This window comes from Bradyrhizobium sp. 192 (assembly GCF_023100965.1).
In the GTDB taxonomy this organism is placed as follows: Bacteria; Pseudomonadota; Alphaproteobacteria; order Rhizobiales; family Xanthobacteraceae; genus Bradyrhizobium; species Bradyrhizobium symbiodeficiens.
Genome location: NZ_CP064690.1, coordinates 3,583,182 through 3,601,264, shown reverse-complemented (window position 1 = coordinate 3,601,264; position 18,083 = coordinate 3,583,182). Strand labels below are relative to the sequence as shown.

The following is an 18,083-nucleotide window of genomic DNA, read 5'->3' as shown; positions in this document are numbered from 1 at the left end:
GGATTCCAAGATGGACGTGCAACGCAAGCTGGAAATTCTGGCGGACGCCGCCAAGTACGACGCGTCCTGCGCCTCCAGCGGCACCGAGAAGCGGGATTCCAGCGACCGCAAGGGCATGGGCTCGACCGCGCCGGGCATGGGCATCTGTCATTCCTACGCACCGGACGGACGCTGCATTTCGCTGCTCAAGGTGCTGCTGACCAACGCCTGCAATTACGATTGCCTCTATTGCGTCAACCGCGCCTCCAGCAACGTGCCACGCGCCCGCTTCACCATTGAGGAAGTGGTCAACCTGACGCTCGATTTCTACCGGCGTAATTACATCGAGGGCCTGTTCCTCTCCTCCGGCATCATCCGCAGCCCCGACTACACGATGGAGCAGGTGGTGGGCGTCGCGCGAAAACTGCGCGAGGAACATCACTTCCGCGGCTACATTCACCTCAAGACCATTCCCGAAGCCGACGACGCGCTGATCGCGGAGGCCGGCAAATATGCCGATCGCCTCTCCATCAACATCGAGATGCCCGAGGAGACGAGCCTGCAGCAATTCGCGCCGGAGAAGGACGTGCGCGCGATCCGCCGCACCATGGGCCGGCTACGGCTGAAGCTGGACGAGGCTGAAGAGAACCGCGTAGCGAAGACGAAAGCCAGGCCGCAGCGCTTCGCCCCGGCAGGCCAGAGCACGCAGATGATCGTCGGCGCCGATAGCGCCTCAGACCACACCATTCTCCACACCAGCTCCAATCTCTACGGCTCGTACAAGTTGAGACGCGTCTATTATTCCGCCTTCAGCCCGATCCCCGACGCCAGCCGCGCCTTGCCTCTGGTGCAGCCGCCGCTGCTGCGCGAGCACCGGCTCTACCAGGCCGACTGGCTGATGCGGTTCTACGGCTTCGACGTTGCGGAGATCGTCGACGACAGCGCGATGCTGCCGCTCGACATCGATCCCAAGCTCGCCTGGGCGCTGCGCCATCGCGACCGCTTCCCGCTCGACGTCAACCGCGCCAGCCGCGAGGAGCTGCTGCGCGTGCCGGGCTTCGGCACCAAGGCGGTCGAGCGCATCATCGCGACGCGGCGCACCACCACGATCCGCCTGGCCGATCTCGCCCGGCTGCACGTGCCCCGCAACAAGGCGCTGCCGTTCATCGTGCTCAGCGACCACCGCCCCTCGCCGCATCGTCTCGATGCCGCCGGGCTGATCGAACGCTTCAAGCCGAAAGCAACGCAACTGGGATTTGGTTTCTGATGCAGTACATCACCCTCGACACCGAAACCGATTTCGACGGCTGGCGCGAAGCAGCGCGCAGCCTCGTGCTTCATCATGTGCAGCCCACCGATGTCGCCTGGACCGTGCAAGGCCGCGACGCGGAATTATTCGCGCCGCAAGCGCCGTCTCCGATCCTCGCGGTGAATGACGGCAGCTTCAAGGTATCAGGCAAATTCGTCGATCTCGCCAAGGCCGCGATCCTGCATCGCGATCCCGAACGCTTTGCGATCCTCTATCGCCTGCTCTGGCGCCTGAAGGACAATCACGATCCCATCGAGGTCGCGACCGATCCTGACGTCGCGCTGGTCACTGCGATGGCCCGAGCGGTCCATCGCGACGAGCACAAGATGCACGCCTTCGTCCGCTTCCGCGAGATCGGCAGGGAACGCGCCGCGCATTACGTCGCCTGGTTCGAGCCGGAGCATCACATCGTCGAGCTCGCAGCCCCGTTTTTCGCCAAACGCTTCGCCGACATGCCCTGGTCGATCCTGACGCCGGAGCTCTGCGCACATTGGGACGGTCATTCGCTTTCGTTCACACCGGGTGTCAACAAGAGCGAGGCGCCGGGCGAGGATCGGCTGGAGGAGACCTGGCGGCGCTATTACGCCAGCATCTTCAATCCGGCGCGCTTGAAGGTAAAGGCGATGCAGGCCGAGATGCCGAAGAAATACTGGAGGAACCTGCCCGAGGCTTCGATCATTAAGCCCCTGATCGAGGACGCCGAACGCATGACCGGTGCCATGATCGCCAATGCCGCAACCGATCCGCACAAGCCCCAAAGGCGGCCGGAGGCTCCGATGACTCGCAAGACTGCCGCAAACGATCTCGAAGCTCTCCGTGAGGAAGCCGCGCATTGCCGCGCCTGCCATCTTTACAAGGACGCGACCCAGACCGTGTTCGGCGAGGGCCCGAAATCCGCCAACATCATGCTGGTCGGCGAACAGCCCGGCGACAAGGAAGACCTCGCCGGCCATCCCTTCGTCGGCCCCGCCGGCCAGATGCTCGACCGTGCGCTGGAGGAGGCCGGTGTCGATCGCAAGAAGGTCTATGTCACCAACGCAGTGAAGCACTTCAAATTCGTGCCGCGCGGAAAGATCCGCCTGCACCAGAAGCCGAATACGCCGGAGATCAAAGCGTGCCGGCAGTGGTATGAGCGGGAAGTCTCGGCCATCCAACCCGATCTGATCGTGGCGATGGGCGCTACCGCCGCGCAAAGCGTGTTCGGCAAGATCACACCCATCGGAAAAAACCGAGGCAGGCTCATCGACCTTCCCGACGGACGCAAAGCGCTGGTGACGGTGCACCCATCTTATTTGCTGCGGTTGCCAGATCCGGAAGCCAAGGCGCTGGAATATCGGCGCTTTGTCGAGGATTTGAAGATCGTTGCCGGCTTGCAGAAGAAAGCCGCGCAGGCCGCCTGAATACTGGCAGGAAAACGGCTTCAACCGCCGCTTGTCATCCGGCCTTCAAATCCATCGCGGACAATACCCTTACTTCAAAGTTAAGGGGCGTCCAGACATGACCGACGTTGCATTCGACCGCGCGGTAGCCGATCCCGCGCCGATCCAGCCGGCCTCGCGGCCGAATCTCGACAAGGGCTTCAATCCGCTGACGATGATCCTGTTCTTCGGCATCCTTGCCGCGGGCCTGCTGTTCGTCGCCTACAGCATCTATGTCGACGTCAACGCCACCGGCGCGCGGGTGACAACCTACCTGCCCTACATCCTCCTGTTCGTCGCGCTCCTGATCGCGCTCGGATTCGAATTCGTCAACGGCTTCCACGACACCGCCAATGCGGTGGCGACCGTGATCTACACCCATTCGCTGCCGGCCGAAGTCGCTGTGATGTGGTCGGGCTTCTTCAACTTCCTCGGCGTGCTCATGTCCTCCGGTGCGGTCGCCTTCGGCATCGTCTCGCTGCTGCCGGTCGAGTTGATCCTGCAGGTCGGCTCCAGCGCCGGCTTCGCGATGGTGTTCGCGCTGCTGATCGCCGCGATCCTGTGGAATCTCGGCACCTGGTTCTTCGGCCTGCCCGCCTCCTCCTCGCACACGCTGATCGGCTCGATCATCGGCGTCGGCGTCGCCAACGCCGTCATGCGCGGCCGCGACGGCACCTCGGGCGTGGATTGGAGCAAGGCCACCGAGATCGGCTACGCGCTGCTGCTGTCGCCGCTGTTCGGCTTCATCTGCGCCGCCGTGCTGTTGCTGCTGCTCAAGTTCATCGTGCGCAACCCCGCCCTGTATGCTGCGCCCGAAAGCAACAAGGCGCCGCCGCTCTGGATCCGCGGCCTGCTGATCGCGACCTGCACCGGCGTCAGCTTCGCGCACGGCTCGAACGATGGCCAGAAGGGCATGGGCTTGATCATGCTGATCCTGATCGGCACCGTGCCGACGGCTTACGCGCTCAATCGCGCGCTGCCGGAGTCCCAGGTTGCCCAGTTCCAGAAGGTCTCGGATGCCGCCTCCAAGGTGATCGCGGCCAAGGGCGCCGGTCACTCGATCATCGGCGACCCCCGTCCTGCGGTGACCCAGTACATCACCTCGCACCACATCAGCGAAGGCACCTACCCTTCGCTGGCGGTGCTGGTGAAGGATGTCGGCGACCAGGTCGCGAAATACGGCTCGCTCAACAAGGTGCCGGCGGAAGTGGTCGGCAACACCCGTAACGACATGTACCTGACCTCGGAAGCGATCCGCTTCCTGATGAAGGACAAGGAAAACGACCTCAACAAGGACGAGGTCGCAACCTTGAATGCCTACAAGGGCGGGCTCGACAGCGCCACGAAGTTCATCCCGACCTGGGTGAAGGTCGCGGTTGCCATCGCGCTCGGCCTCGGCACCATGATCGGCTGGAAGCGCATCGTGATCACGGTCGGTGAGAAGATCGGCAAGAGCCATCTCACCTATGCGCAAGGGGCATCGGCCGAGCTGGTGGCCGCCGCGACGATCGGCGCCGCCGACGTGTTCGGCCTGCCGGTCTCCACCACCCATGTGCTGTCGTCCGGCGTCGCCGGCACCATGGCGGCGAACGGCTCCGGTCTGCAATGGTCGACCATCCGCAATTTGCTGATGGCCTGGGTGCTGACCCTGCCCTGCGCGATCATGCTGTCGGCCACGCTCTACGTGATCTTCTCGCGGATCTTCTGAAGCCGATTAGATCCCTCAAGACAAAGGGCCCGTGCAATGCACGGGCCCTTTTCACGGGTTCAGTCTTACGACGCTGCGAGCGATTCCTCGACCAGCTTTACCCAATACGACGTGCCGAACACAATCGCCTCGTCGTTGAAATTGTAGGCGGGGTGATGCAGCCCGGCGCTGTCGCCGTTGCCGCAAAAGATGAAGGCGCCGGGGCGCGCTTCCAGCATGTAGGCGAAATCCTCGCCCCCCATCAGCGGCGGCATCTCATGCACGTTGGCATCGCCTGCGACTTGCCTGGCAATGCGCCGCGCCACCTCGGTCTCCGCGGCGTGGTTGATCACGACGGGATAGTTGCGCTGGTAGCGCAGGTCGATCTTGGCGCCGGTGATTTGCGCGACGCCCGCCACCACCTCATGCACGCGCGTCTCGACCAGCTTGCGCACCTCCGGCGACAGCGTGCGAATGGTCCCCTTCAGGGTTGCGGTCTGCGGAATGACGTTGCGGGCGTTGCCAGCGTGGAACTCGCAGATCGAGATCACGGCCGATTCCAGCGGATCGACGCTGCGCGCGACGATCGACTGCAGCGCCGTGATCACCTGTGCGCCGACCAGCACGGAATCGATGCATTTGTGCGGACGCGCGGCATGGCCGCCGAGCCCCTCGATCATGATGTCGACCTCGTCGGTCGCCGCCATGATCGGACCCGGCCGGATCGCGAACGAGCCGATCGGGATGCCCGGGCCATTGTGCATGCCATAGACCTGCTCAATGCCGAAGCGCTCCATCAGGCCGTCCTTGACCATGGCCGCGCCGCCGGCGCCGCCTTCCTCGGCTGGCTGGAAGATCACCACCGCATCGCCGGCGAAATTGCGGGTTTCGGCGAGGTAGCGGGCGGCCCCGAGCAGCATCGCGGTGTGGCCGTCATGGCCGCAGGCGTGCATCTTGCCCGGAGTCTTGGAGGCGTAAGGCAGGTTGGTCTGCTCCTCGACGGGCAGCGCATCCATGTCGGCGCGCAGGCCGATGGTCTTGAGCCCCTCGCCGGCCGGCCTCCCGCCCTTGATCACGCCCACCACGCCGGTCTGGCCGAGCCCGGTGACGACCTCATCGCAGCCGAATTCGCGCAGGCGGTCCGCGACGAATGCTGCAGTGCGGTGAACGTCGTACAGCAGTTCGGGATGCTCGTGGATGTCCCGGCGCCAGGCCTGAATATCGGGTTGGAGGTCGGCGACGCGGTTCACGATGGGCATGGGGGTCTCAGGCGTTGTTGAAAATGCAGGACTGTCTAACATGCAAGCGCCAGTCCACCCACTGCCGTGGGCCGAGGGTAACCCTGTCCTCTCGTCATGGCCGGGGCTTGTAGCCAGCTTGTCTTGGCCGTCCACGTCTGACTATTAGGACGGAAAGTGCGTGGATGGCCGGGACAAGCCCGGACATGATGCGCTTGTTGGGTGGAAGCAGAATGCCGAGACGGCTGGAAGGTGAATTTGACTATATTGTCGTCGGGGCGGGTACGGCGGGCTGCATCGTCGCGAACCGCCTGTCGGCCGATCCCGGCAAACGCGTCCTCGTCCTCGAAGCAGGCGGCGACGACAACTGGATCTGGTTCCACATTCCCGTCGGCTATCTCTTTGCCATCGGCAATCCGCGCTCGGACTGGATGTTCAAGACCGAGGCCGAGCCCGGCCTGAACGGCCGTTCGCTGGCCTATCCTCGCGGCAAGGTGATCGGCGGCTGCTCGGCGATCAACGCCATGATCTCGATGCGCGGCCAGGCCGCCGATTACGATCATTGGCGCCAGCTCGGCATGACCGGCTGGGGCTATGACGATGTGCTGCCGGTGTTCAGGCGGCTCGAGGATCACTTCCTGGGGGCGAGCGAGCATCACGGCGCGGGCGGCGGCTGGCGCATCGAGGCGCCGCGACTGTCATGGGAGGTTCTCGATGCCGTCGGCGATGCCGCCGAGGAGATGGGGATCAAGCGCATCCCGGATTTCAACACCGGCGACAACGAAGGCACCAGCTATTTCCACGTCAACCAGAAGCGCGGCCGACGCTGGTCGTCGGCGCGCGGCTTCCTCAAGCCGGCGCTGAACCGTCCGAACCTGCGGCTCGAAAAGCACGTGCTGGTCGACCGCCTGATCATCGAGCAGGGCCACGCCGTCGGCGTGCGCTTCATCCAGAACGGCGAGATGATCGAAGCGCGTGCGAAACGCGAAGTGATCCTCTCGGCAGGCTCGATCGGCTCGGTGCAGGTGCTGCATCGCTCCGGCATCGGCCCGGCCGACTGGCTGTCGCCGCTCGGCGTCGACATCGTCATGGACAAGCCCGGCGTCGGCCGCAATCTGCAGGACCATCTGCAGCAGCGCGCGATCTACAAGGTCGAGGGCGTGCGAACGCTGAACGAGACCTATTACAATTTGGTCCGCCGCGGCCTGATGGGGCTCGACTACGCCTTCCGCCGCCGCGGGCCGCTGACGATGGCACCATCGCAGCTCGGCATCTTCACCCGCTCGGACGCGACGCGCGCGCGCGCCAACATCCAGTTCCATGTGCAGCCGCTGTCGCTCGACAAGTTCGGCGATCCCCTGCACCGCTTCCCCGCCATCACCGTCAGCGCCTGCAATCTGCAACCGACCTCGCGCGGCACCGTGCGGCTGCGCTCGGCGAGCCCCGACGAGAAGCCGATAATCGCGCCGAATTATCTGTCGACCGACGACGACCGCCAGGTCGGCGCCGACGCCATCCGCACCACGCGCCGCCTGATGCAGCAGAAGGCGCTGGCCAAATATCGCCCGAGCGAATATCTGCCCGGCCCCTCCGTCGGCGATGACGATGCCTCGCTCGCAAAGGCTGCCGGCGACATCGGCACCACCATCTTCCATCCCGTCGGCACGGCGAAGATGGGCGCGGTGAGCGATCCGATGGCCGTGGTGGACGAGCGCCTGCGCTTCTACGGCCTCGAAGGCCTGCGCATCGTCGATGCCTCGATCATGCCGACCATCACCTCGGGCAACACCAACACGCCGACGGCGATGATCGCCGAGAAGGGCGCGACGATGATCCTGGAGGATGCGAAGTAGCATCTCGTCGCCATGATCAGTCCCCATCGCTTTTCCATCGGCCCGGCCAACACAGAGATCGCCATGCTGCAATGGGGCGAGAGCGGCAGGCCGCCTGCCCTGCTCGTGCATGGCACCGGCTTCGTCGCCGACGTCTGGAAAGAAGTCGCGCGCGAGCTTGCATCGAACTACACCGTCTATGCGCTCGACCGCCGTGGCCACGGTGCGAGTCACAAGCCCGGCGTCTATCACTTCCTGGACTATGCCGAGGATGTCTGCCGGGTGATCGACGCGCTCGATCTGCATGACGTCTACGGGATCGGCCACAGCGCCGGCGCGACGGATCTGCTGCTCGCGGCTAGACTCCTGCCCGGACGTTTCACGCGGCTGTTCGTGATGGAGCCGACGGTGATGGACCCGCGTGCCGCGCGTGCCGGGGGATTGAACGACCAATCCGTCGCCCGTATCCAAGGCACCTTGCGCCGGCGCGCCGAGTTCGAGAGTGCCGACGCCGTGTTCGCGCGCTACCGCGCTGCGCCGTCCTTTGCGGATTGGACAGAGACCTCACTGCAGGCGTATGTGCGCTATGGCTTCACGACGCTCGACGATGGCCGGGTACGGCTTTGCTGCACGCCGGAGATCGAGTCGGCGATCCTGCGTCCGATCTACGAAGCGATGGAGCAGGTTTACGTCGGCGACGCCCGCGGCAATCCGTTTGCAGGGCTCGCCGAGATCGACTGTCCCGTGCGCGTCACGACCGCCGCCAAGTCAGGCCCGATCTATTGGGAGATGGCGGCGCGCGCGGCGTCGCTGATCCCGAAGGTCAGCACACTGGTCTTCGAGGACGCCGGCCATTGCGTGGCGCAGGAACTGCCGGCGGCCGTGGTGAAGGCCGTGCGCGAATTCGCAGAATAGCTCTCGCGCCCCAAAACCACCTCACGAAAACGTCATCGCCGTCCACGAATAAATCCACTCCTCCCCCAATCACCTCCTCGAAGCCCAATTCCGGGCGACAGGAGACGTGGGATGAGCGGACACGATCACGGGGACGACGGCGTCAGCCGCCGCAAGGTGCTGGAATGCATGACCTGGGCCGGCACCGGGGTGCTCTGGACTGTCACGGGAGGCGTGCCGCGCTCGCTCGGCATCATCGATTCCGCGCAGGCTGCGACTGCTGCGGCGCCGGGCATGACCTTCCTCCAGATCAGCGACAGCCATGTCGGATTCGACAAGCCGGCCAATCCCAACGCGCTCGGCACGCTGGAGGAGGCCGTGGGCAAGATCAACGCGATGCCGACAAAGCCGTCCTTCATGATCCACACCGGCGACATCACCCATCTGTCCAAGGCCGCCGAGTTCGACAATGCCGATCGCATCATCTCGCAGAGCAAGCTCGACGTGCATTACGTGCCCGGCGAGCATGACTTCCTCGACGAGGAGGTGAAGTTCTATCGCGAACGCTATGGCCGTGGCACCAAGGGCCAGGGCTGGTATTCGTTCGACGCCGGCGGCGTGCACTTCATCGGCCTCGTCAACGTCGTCGATATGAAGGCCGGGGGCCTCGGCAATCTCGGCGCCGAGCAGCTCGCCTGGCTCGAAGACGATCTGCGCGGCAAGTCGAAATCGACGCCGATCGTGCTGTTCGCGCATATCCCGCTCTGGACCGTCTATCCGAAATGGGGCTGGGGCACCGAGGACGGTGGCCGTGCGCTGGAGCAGGTGAAAGGCTTCGGCTCGGTCACCGTGCTGAACGGACACATCCACCAGGTCATGCAGAAGGTCGAGGGCAACGTCACCTTCCACACCGCGCGCTCCACCGCCTTCCCGCAGCCGGCGCCGGGAGCTGCCCCCTCGCCCGGCCCGATGAAGGTCGAGGACGCCAAGCTCCGGGGCATGCTCGGCATTGCCAGCATCAACTTCAAGCAGAACGAGCAGCGGCTGGCGATCATCGACACGCCACTCCAGGGCTGATGCAGACGGAACGGAAGCTGACAATGAAGACACTCAATCGCCGCGACTTCGGTGTCGATCTCGGCCTTGCCTTGGCCGCGGCCATCCTGTTGCCCGCAACGAGCGCCCGCGCCGACGACATGGACGTGCATATTGACAATTTCGTCTTCCTGCCCGCCGAGCTCAAGATCAAGGTCGGCACCACCGTGACCTGGACCAACCGGGACGACATCCCCCATACCGTGGTGTCGGCCGGCAAGTTCAGGTCCAAGACTCTGGATACCGACGACAAGTTCTCGTTCACCTTCACCAATGCGGGCGACTACAAATATTTTTGTTCGCTGCACCCGCACATGACGGGGATGATCAAGGTTGAGTAACGTCTCCAACCAAGGCATCAACGTCTTGCCCGGCCGGTGGTCCCACGCCGGCCGGGCTCCTGCGTCTCCGGCGACATCAGGCGAAACGGCAAAGCGAGCGGCGATGCCAGCGACAAGCGACGATCCAGACAAGGCGCGGCGTTTTCGCGAAGCGGCGCTGCCCCATCTCGACGACGTCTACACGCTCGCGCGCTATCTGCTGCGCGACGCCTCCGACGCGGAAGATGCGGTGCAGGAGTGCTATCTGCGCGCGCTGAAGCACTTTGACAGCTATCGCGGGCCGGCCATGAGGCCCTGGCTGTTCGCGATCCTGCGCAATGTCTGCAACGCCGAATACGCACGGCGCGCCCACAGGCCCAGCGCGCTCGAGGAGACGCCCGGCGCCGAGCAGACACCGATCTGGCAGGAGAGCGAGGCGAGCCCGGAAACCGAAGCGCTGCGCAGCCGCGATGCCGGCGCCATCCGCAAGCTGATCGACGCGCTGGCGGAGCCGTTCAAGGAAACCTTCGTGCTGCGCGAGATCAACAATTTGTCCTATCGTGAAATCGCAGAGGCCGTCGGCGCGCCCCTCGGCACCGTGATGTCCCGCCTCGCCCACGCCCGCGCCATGTTGCGAGCGGCATGGACGGCGGAAGAGGAGCACTCCAGATGACCTGCGACGAAGCAAGGATCATGCTTCACGCGCTGCTCGACGGCGAGCTCGATGCCGGCCATGCGCGCGAGGTCGAAGCTCATATCGCAAGCTGCACGGCTTGCGCGGCTGAGTTTGCCGCGCAACGCGAGATGCAGCGCGTTCTCGCCGACACCAGTCTGCGCTACACCGCGCCGGCAAGCCTGCGCAACCGTATCGAAGCCTCGCTGCCTGGGCCGCAACGCCAGCAACCGACCCGCCGCTCCCTGCTGCGCGGCTTTGCGATGGGCTCCGCGGTCTCCGCGCTCGCCGCAACGGGCATCGTCGCCGTCGTGCTGCGCCAGGACGACCAGCAGCGCATCCTCTCGGAAGTCGTCTCGGCGCACCTGCGCTCGCTCCAGGCCGGCCACCTCATTGACGTGGTGTCCACTGACCAGCACACCGTCAAGCCCTGGTTCAACGGCAAGCTCGACGTCGCCCCGCCCGTGATCGACCTCACCGCGCAAGGCTTCACGCTGGTCGGCGGCCGGCTCGACTATATCGACGCCCGCGCCATCGGCGCGGTGGTCTACAAGCGGCGCCAGCACGTGATCAATTTGTTCGTATCGCAGACCTCGAGCACCGAACACCGGCCGCCGAAGACCCAGACCATGCAGGGCTTCAACTGCCGCCGCTGGGGCGAGCGCGGCCTGAACTTCTGGGCGGTCAGCGACATTGGCGCCGACGAGCTCGCCGAGTTCGTCGACAAGTTCGAGGCGGCGATGAAGGCGAATGTGGAGGGGTAGCCTGCATTGCGGCTCGAAAGGCACAACAACTTTTGGTTGCTGCCACAGGAGAGCGTCAGTAGATTGGTATCCATGATGCGCTCTCTCTTTTTGGCATTCGCCATTGTCTGGACTATCGCCTCCTCGGGGGCTTCATTCCCGCGACGGGCTGGCCACCACGTTGCGGGCCGTTCTCTACGAGGAAGATCCGGGCAACCCCAAGGGCAACCGCGCCGAGGGAAGCGTGACTTGGCGCGTAGAACCGACGGCGGACGCTTTCGCACCGTCAGGGGATGTCACGATACGCGGGGACGTCGAGGTGCCTTCGCGAGACCTCAGGACGAAAATTTTCATTCGACGTAATTTCGATCCTGCATTGTCGGCCACTCACACGGTACAGATCGAGATCGAGCCAGGCTTCGCGGCGGGGAGGATCAAACAGATCATGGGCCTTATGCTGAAGGCCAGCGAGCAAGCGAAGGGAGCGCCCGTTGCCGCGCTCTCGGTACGAATCGACGACACCCATTTTCTGATCGGCCTGTCTGCCACACCGCAGGATGCATCCAACAATTCGCGTCTGATCCGTAGCAGATCCTGGATCGACATCCCGATCCTCTACGGAACACAGCGCCGCGCCATTCTCGCGATCGAGAAGACCAGCGAAGTCCTACCGCTCTTCGAGACAGTTTTTCGCCAGTGACGCGAAAGCTCGCGGGCTCCGATGTCTTAAATGGGTGACTGCTGCCCGGACATTGCCCCTCAGGCCGACCTTCGCACCGCGTTGTCCACCAGCGTCTTGCCGAGCGACCAGATCGCACCGGGAACCTTGTGGCTGCCGGCGATGACGTCGTCGAACGCCTTCTCGATCCAGCTGCAGTCTTCCTCGGTGATGGTGAGCGGCGGCAGCAGCTTGATGGTGTGGCTACCGTGGCCGGCGACCTGGGTCAGGATCTTGTGATCCTTGAACAGCGGCACGGTGATGAGCTGGCAGAACAGGCCCTTGTTGGCGGCTTCCAGCACGTTCCAGGAGGCCCGCAGCCGCAGCGACTTGGGCGGTCCGAACTCGACGCCGATCATCAGGCCCTTGCCGCGCACTTCCTTCATCAGCTCGTAGCCGGGCACCATGCGCGTCAGCGCGAGGCGCAGCTCGGCGCCGCGCTTGGCGGCGGACTCGATCAGCTTCTCGGATTCCATGACATCGAGCGTGGCGATGCCCGCGGCCATGGCGAGGTCATTTTTCGAGAAGGTCGAACCGTGCACCACGGCGCGATCCATCTGGTTGAAAATCTTGTCGAAGATGGCCTTGCGCGTCAGCACCGCGCCGACCGGCACGTGGCCGCCCGACAACGACTTCGACAGCAGCACCATGTCGGGCTCGACGTTCCAGTGCTCGACCGCGAGGAAGCGGCCGGTGCGGCCCATGCCGGTCTGGATTTCGTCGGCGACGAACAGCGTGCCGTATTTCTTGCAGAGCGCGGCTGCGCCCGGCAGGAACTCGTCGGTGGGCATGTTGACGCCCTTGCCCTGGATCGGCTCGACCACGAAGGCTGCGACCTCGCGCGAGGCCAGCGCCTTTTCCAGCGCGGCCAGATCGTTGAACGGGATCGAGGTGCAGCCCGGCAGCAGCGGCTCGAAGCCGGTGCGGAAGTTCGAATCACCCGTCAGCGACAGCGCGCCATAGGTCAGACCGTGATAGCCGTGGGCACAGTAGACGATACCGGGGCGCCCGGTGGCGCCTCGCGCGAACTTGATCGCGGCTTCGACGCATTCGGCGCCGGAATTGGCGAAGAACACCTTGTCCAGATACGGGACATATTTCAGCAGCCGCTCGGCGAGCACGCCGGCCAGCACCGAGACGTCGAACTGGACGAGGTTGGGCAGGTCGGCATCAAGCACGCTCTTGAGCGCATCGCGCATGACCGGATGATTGCGCCCGATCGCGAACACGCCAAAGCCGGACAACAAATCGAGATAGCGCGCGCCGTCGCGATCGTAGAGATACTGCCCCTGCCCCTTCTGGAAGCCGACATCGTAGCCGATGGTCTTGAGAACCCGAACGAACTGCTCGTTCAGATACCGATTATGCAGGGTGCTGCGCTGGGCCTGACGGTCCGCGAAAAGCTGAGACATGTCTGGATTTGGGCTGTGCATCCGCTACATACTTCGCTTGAGGGCCGTCTCGTCAACTGGAAACGGACCGTGACTGAAAACGGTCTGTGCGGCCTTTTGCCCTTTTTCGGACCATCTTCGCAAGCACAGCTTTAGCCCATGTTGCACTGCCAAGGAACTATCATGCGTTTAGCCCTTTACACCGGACTAATACTGGCTGGCGGTTACACCTGCCTGACCCCGGCGCTCGCCGCCGATCCCACCGGCGACTGGCGGGTTGCCGACGGCGTCGCCAACATTCGCGTCGCCCAATGCAATGGCAGCATGTGGGGCGCCGTTTCCTGGGAAAAGCAGCCCGGTGGGCGCGACGAGAACAATCCGGATGCCTCGAAGAAGACCAGGCCCACGCTGGGCATGGTGACCCTGATCGACATGAAGAAGAAGCCCGGCGCCGAGCAGTGGGAAGGGCAGGTCTACAACGCCAAGGACGGCCAGCTCTACAGCGCGACCATCACGCCTGCCGGCACCGACCAGCTCGAAATCAAGGGCTGCGTGATGGGCTTCCTCTGCGGCGGCGAGACCTGGACCCGGGTCGGCCCGCCGATCCCCTCGAGCACCGCCAACGCCATGGCCAAGGGCGCGCCGAAGTCTGCCGGCGCGGCGCCGAAGGCCGCAGGTACGACCGTTGCCGCCGCGCCTGCGCCCGCAGCCCCGAAGGCCGCCGGCGCAGCCAAGCCCGGTCAGAAGGGCACGGCCGACCCGGTCGGCGACATCTGCCTACTCCCTGAGATTACGGGGTTTGCCCATTAGGGCCGGCTGAAACAGCAGCACGGCGGCGAGCGTCGTCACCAGCGAGAGTGCCAGCAGCTTGCCCATGCTGGACGTGCCGGGATGGCTCGACAGCCACAGGCTGCCGAACGCGGTCGCCGTCGTCAGCGCGCTGAAGAAGATCGCGCGCGTCAGGCTGGTCTGGAGCAGGTTCGTCCTGCCCGAGCGCCAAGCCACGACATAATAGATCTTGAACGCGACGCCGACGCCGAGCAGCAGCGGGAACGCGACGATATTGGCGAAGTTGAGCGGCAGGCCGACCAACACGCAGATCTCGAGCGTCACCGCGCCGGCAACCAGGAGCGGCACCAGCGTCATCAGCACGTCGACGAAGCGGCGCAAGGTGATCCACAGCAGCAGGCCGATCACCAGCAGCGCGTAGATGCCGGCATGGATGAACGCCCGCACCACGGTGTCGCCGGATTTCAGGATCGAAACCGGCCCGCCGATCGCGGTCGGCTCGGCAACGAGCACCGCCGCCGCAAATTTGCGCAGCGTGTCGTTGTCGTTGGGATCGCCCTTGGGCAGCGCCTCGACGCGGATGATGCCGTCCTTGCTCTTCCAGCCGCTGACGAGATCGGGCGGCAGTGAACTGAGGGTGACCGGCCCGGCCTGCATCGCGTTCCTGAGCTGGTCGAACACGATCTTCATCGGCGTGACGAAGACGTCCTGCGCCTTGTTGCGCGTGGCCTCGTCGCCATTGGCGAGCTTTTCGAGTGCGTCTGCCAGACGGCGCGAGGCGATCGCGCCCGGCCCCTTCGCCTCGCCCGCGGTCCGGCGCAGATTGTCGACGGAGGATTTCAGCGACTCGACGTTTTCTTTGTCGCTCGGCGCCGCATCGATCTGATCGGGGTTGAGTGCGGGATTCAGCACCTTGGCGCCCTGCGCCAGCAGCTTCAGCTTCGGCGGCTGATCCTCCGGCACGAAGCTGTTGAGCGACATCACCCGCAGCACCTCAGGCACCTTCTCCAGCTTCGCCTCGACCTGCCTTGCCTGCTCGTCGGACGTGACCATCACGTTGATGGCATTGGCGCCGGTGTTGGGATCCTTGCGCAGGTCGAGGAAGGTCGCGATCGATTCGGCCTTCGGGTTGCGCAGGTTCATCGGGTTGAAGTCGAACTTCATGAAGTAGAGCAGCGGCAGGCCGGCGACCGCCAGCAGCAGCGTGCCACCCACGACCAGCACACGATGCTTCTCCAGAAAGTGATCGAGCGGCGCCAGGAAGGCGTAGCCGACCGGCTCCTTTTCGCCGGGCGGGTTGAGCAGCTTCAGCATGGCCGGCAGAATCGTGATGGAGGAGAGGAACGCCACCAGCATGCCGACGCCGGCGATCTGGCCGAGCTCTGCGATGCCCTTGTAATCGGTCGGCATGAAGCAGAGGAAGCCGGCCGCGGTCGCCATCGCCGCGAGCGACAGCGGCACTGCCGAGCGCTTGGCCGCCAGCACGAGCGCGCTCGTGAGATCGTTGTGCTTGTAGCGCTCCGAGCGGTAGCGGACGCTGTACTGGATGCCGAAATCGACGCCGAGGCCGACGAACAGCACCGCAAACGCAATCGACAGCAGATTGAACGATCCGACCATCATCAGGCCGGCCGCGGTCGTCAGCGCGAGGCCGACGAAGAGATTGACGAACACCGCGAGGATGATCTTCGCCGAATGCAGCGCCAGCCACAGGATGAGCAGCACGACGAGGACGGTGCCGATGCCGTTGACGACGGCGCCTTCCTGGACGGTGGCGTATTCCTCGTTGGCGATCGGGACCGGACCGGTCAGGCGCACCCGCGCCTGGTACTTGGTCGCGAAATCCAAATCGGCTGCGGCCTTGCGGATCGCGTTGGTGGCATCCTTGCCGGGCTCCAGCGCGTTGTAGTCGAGGATCGGCTTGAACTCGATGAAGGCGCGCTTGTCGGAATCCTTCAGCGGCTCATCGCTGACGAGCTCGCGCCAGGAGAAGCTCGCATTGCCCTTGTTGAGCACGGTCTCGACCGTCTGCGCGATCAGGTTGAACGGACGCGCGGTGTTGTCGAGCTTGACCTGGCCGCGCTTGACGCCGGCAAGTCCGGTCTCCAGCGCGCCGGTCAGGCCGCGGATCGAGGGATCGCCAGCCATGATCTCGATCAGGGGCGCTGCGGATTCGAACTCGCTGGTGATCTTGCCGACCTCTTCGGTCGGCAGGAACAACAGTCCGTTCTTCTCGAAGAACTCGCCGCTGCCGAGTTGCTGCAGGGACTGGAAGTTGGTCTTGTCGTCCTTCAGCCGGGCATAGAGCGCGTCCGCCGCCGCACTCGTCATCTCCGGGGTCCGGGCCTCGACCACGGCGAGGATCGTTTCGTTTTGATCGAACGCCTTGTCGAATTGCTGGTCGCGCTTTCGCCAATCCAGGTTCAGGGAAATCAGCGAGTTGATGTCGGTGTTGATGGCGAAGTGGTGCGCAGCGTAATAGCCCGCTCCCACCGACAGCAGGAGCCCGAGAACGACGACGAGGGAGGCAAACCGGGTGCAGGCCCTGACGATGGCAACGACGACGCTTTGCAGCACTTCTTTTCTTTCTGCGTTTAACAGCTTGCCGGAAACGCCCGCTGTTTATCGGAGTTCCCAGGCGAAACCTATTGCTGTTTTGAGTGGCACGCGCCGCCGGAAGGTTCGAGGTAAACGGCGGAAGACCGTGGCAAAATCATGCGGGGGGTCGGTATAGCCGGGGAGTTGAGGCCAGAAAGTGACGAAGGCCTGGGCATTGATCTCGCCGGTTTGCGGACACCCGTAGATTTACTATAATACCGCAAAATCGACACGGCAGCGAATCCTGAACTATATGTCCTTTCCCCGCTGCCGATTTTTTGACACAAAGTATTGCGCCTCCATGCGCGGAGCCCCCGCGGGGGTGGTTGGCTACCGCGCGCGCGAACCAATGGTGCGGATATTGCAACGCCTTGGTCAGCATCGGGTGCCGCCGGGGACTTACGAAGCGGATGGGTGCAACTTGCGTGATGGGCGTCCTATGGAAGTTTATCTGGCGCAGCCGCGCGGCTTCTGCGCGGGCGTGGTGCGTGCGATCGAGATCGTGGAACGGGCGCTGGAGAAGTACGGCCCGCCCGTCTACGTGCGCCACGAGATCGTGCATAACAAATACGTCGTCGAGAGCCTGAAGAACAAAGGGGCAATCTTCGTCGAGGAGCTGTCCGAGGTGCCGCCGAAGGCGGTGACCGTTTTCAGCGCCCATGGTGTCGCCCGCAGCGTCGAGGAAGAGGCTGCCGCGCGCGACCTTCCCGTACTTAATGCCACCTGCCCGCTGGTCACGAAAGTTCACAATCAGGGGAAGCGGTACATCACCAGGGGCCGCACGCTGATCCTGATCGGCCATGCCGGCCACCCCGAGGTCGAGGGCACGATGGGCCAGGTTCCCGCCCCCGTGCTGCTCGTTCAAAGCGTCGAAGAGGTTAAGACCCTGAATTTGTCGGCAGATACGCCAGTGGCCTACATCACCCAGACCACCTTGTCGGTCGACGACACGAAAGACATCATTTCGGCCCTTCTGGCCCGCTTTACAGATATTCAAGGCCCGGATATCCGGGATATCTGCTATGCGACACAGAACCGACAATCTGCGGTAAGGGACTTGAGCAAGCTGGTCGACGTGATCTTGGTGGTGGGCGCTGCCAATAGCTCGAATTCGAACCGGCTTCGCGAAATCGGCACCGAGGCCGGCGTCGCGAGTTATTTGATTGCCGACGGCAGCGAGCTCAATCCGGAATGGTTGAAGAATGCGGCGAACGTCGGCATTACGGCCGGCGCTTCGGCGCCCGAGGTACTCGTGGATGACGTGATCGAAGCGATGCGGCGAATCGGACCGGTCAAGGTCCAGGTGTTGCCGGGCCGCGAGGAAAACATCGAATTCCGGCTTCCGGCCCAATTGGCTGCGAGCTGACCCACCCGAATTCAGAAGCCCAGAAAGAAACTC

General features: G+C 64.1%; 15 protein-coding genes. 12 read left to right on the top strand and 3 right to left on the bottom strand.

Features of this window, described 5'->3' with window-relative positions; translation table 11 throughout:
• Positions 1 to 10 precede the first annotated feature (10 nt).
• From IVB24_RS16335 to IVB24_RS16325, 3 genes are all read left to right on the top strand, one after another.
• Positions 11 to 1,246, top strand: a complete 1,236-nt coding sequence (locus IVB24_RS16335) for a putative DNA modification/repair radical SAM protein (RefSeq protein WP_247773733.1) — start codon at positions 11 to 13, stop codon at positions 1,244 to 1,246.
• Positions 1,246 to 2,688 (top strand): UdgX family uracil-DNA binding protein, encoded by a 1,443-nt coding sequence (locus IVB24_RS16330; protein WP_247773731.1) that lies wholly within the window; start codon positions 1,246 to 1,248, stop codon positions 2,686 to 2,688. Before IVB24_RS16335 ends, IVB24_RS16330 begins: the two co-directional genes overlap by 1 nt.
• A 97-nt stretch (positions 2,689 to 2,785) precedes the next feature.
• A complete protein-coding gene (locus IVB24_RS16325) occupies positions 2,786 to 4,414 on the top strand; it encodes an inorganic phosphate transporter (RefSeq protein ID WP_247773730.1) in 1,629 nt (542 codons plus the stop codon).
• Positions 4,415 to 4,479: 65 nt separating this feature from the next.
• Here IVB24_RS16325 and IVB24_RS16320 read toward each other — a convergent pair whose 3' ends face one another.
• Complete coding sequence (locus tag IVB24_RS16320; RefSeq protein WP_247773728.1) at positions 4,480 to 5,652, bottom strand: M20 aminoacylase family protein; 1,173 nt, start codon at positions 5,650 to 5,652, stop codon at positions 4,480 to 4,482.
• 212 nt (positions 5,653 to 5,864) lie between these two features.
• On the opposite strand from IVB24_RS16320, the gene IVB24_RS16315 reads away from it, so the two are divergent.
• The 7 genes from IVB24_RS16315 to IVB24_RS16285 all read left to right on the top strand — a co-directional run bounded on the left by IVB24_RS16315 (position 5,865) and on the right by IVB24_RS16285 (position 11,888).
• Positions 5,865 to 7,484: a GMC family oxidoreductase N-terminal domain-containing protein gene (locus IVB24_RS16315; RefSeq protein WP_247773726.1), complete on the top strand. Its 1,620-nt coding sequence runs from the start codon at positions 5,865 to 5,867 to the stop codon at positions 7,482 to 7,484.
• Between the two features lie 12 nt (positions 7,485 to 7,496).
• Entirely contained in the window at positions 7,497 to 8,378 is an 882-nt protein-coding gene (locus IVB24_RS16310; RefSeq protein WP_247773725.1) for an alpha/beta hydrolase, read from the top strand.
• A gap of 111 nt (positions 8,379 to 8,489) precedes the next feature.
• Entirely contained in the window at positions 8,490 to 9,434 is a 945-nt protein-coding gene (locus IVB24_RS16305) for a metallophosphoesterase (RefSeq protein WP_247773724.1), read from the top strand.
• Positions 9,435 to 9,457: 23 nt separating this feature from the next.
• Positions 9,458 to 9,793, top strand: coding sequence for a cupredoxin family copper-binding protein (locus IVB24_RS16300; protein WP_247773722.1), 336 nt, complete (start codon positions 9,458 to 9,460; stop codon positions 9,791 to 9,793).
• 103 nt (positions 9,794 to 9,896) lie between these two features.
• On the top strand, positions 9,897 to 10,445 hold the full coding sequence (locus IVB24_RS16295) for a sigma-70 family RNA polymerase sigma factor (RefSeq protein ID WP_247773721.1): 549 nt from the start codon (positions 9,897 to 9,899) through the stop codon (positions 10,443 to 10,445).
• Positions 10,442 to 11,209 carry an anti-sigma factor gene (locus IVB24_RS16290; protein ID WP_247773720.1) on the top strand — a complete coding sequence of 256 codons (768 nt, stop codon included), beginning with the start codon at positions 10,442 to 10,444 and terminating at the stop codon, positions 11,207 to 11,209. The genes IVB24_RS16295 and IVB24_RS16290 overlap by 4 nt, the downstream gene beginning before the upstream one ends.
• Before the next feature lie 160 nt (positions 11,210 to 11,369).
• On the top strand, positions 11,370 to 11,888 hold the full coding sequence (locus IVB24_RS16285; protein ID WP_247773719.1) for a hypothetical protein: 519 nt from the start codon (positions 11,370 to 11,372) through the stop codon (positions 11,886 to 11,888).
• A gap of 59 nt (positions 11,889 to 11,947) precedes the next feature.
• Here the strand turns inward: IVB24_RS16285 and hpnO are convergent, their stop codons facing one another.
• Positions 11,948 to 13,339 carry an aminobacteriohopanetriol synthase HpnO gene (gene hpnO, locus IVB24_RS16280; protein ID WP_094975218.1) on the bottom strand — a complete coding sequence of 464 codons (1,392 nt, stop codon included), beginning with the start codon at positions 13,337 to 13,339 and terminating at the stop codon, positions 11,948 to 11,950.
• 141 nt (positions 13,340 to 13,480) lie between these two features.
• Between hpnO and IVB24_RS16275 the strand changes: the two genes are divergently transcribed.
• Positions 13,481 to 14,107: a DUF2147 domain-containing protein gene (locus tag IVB24_RS16275; protein ID WP_247773718.1), complete on the top strand. Its 627-nt coding sequence runs from the start codon at positions 13,481 to 13,483 to the stop codon at positions 14,105 to 14,107.
• On the opposite strand, the gene IVB24_RS16270 is transcribed toward IVB24_RS16275, so the two are convergent.
• Positions 14,075 to 16,663, bottom strand: a complete 2,589-nt coding sequence (locus tag IVB24_RS16270; protein ID WP_247773717.1) for an MMPL family transporter — start codon at positions 16,661 to 16,663, stop codon at positions 14,075 to 14,077. The two genes, IVB24_RS16275 and IVB24_RS16270, sit on opposite strands and share 33 nt — an antisense overlap.
• A 460-nt stretch (positions 16,664 to 17,123) precedes the next feature.
• On the opposite strand from IVB24_RS16270, the gene ispH reads away from it, so the two are divergent.
• Entirely contained in the window at positions 17,124 to 18,050 is a 927-nt protein-coding gene (gene ispH / locus IVB24_RS16265) for a 4-hydroxy-3-methylbut-2-enyl diphosphate reductase (RefSeq protein WP_247773715.1), read from the top strand.
• Positions 18,051 to 18,083 lie beyond the last annotated feature (33 nt).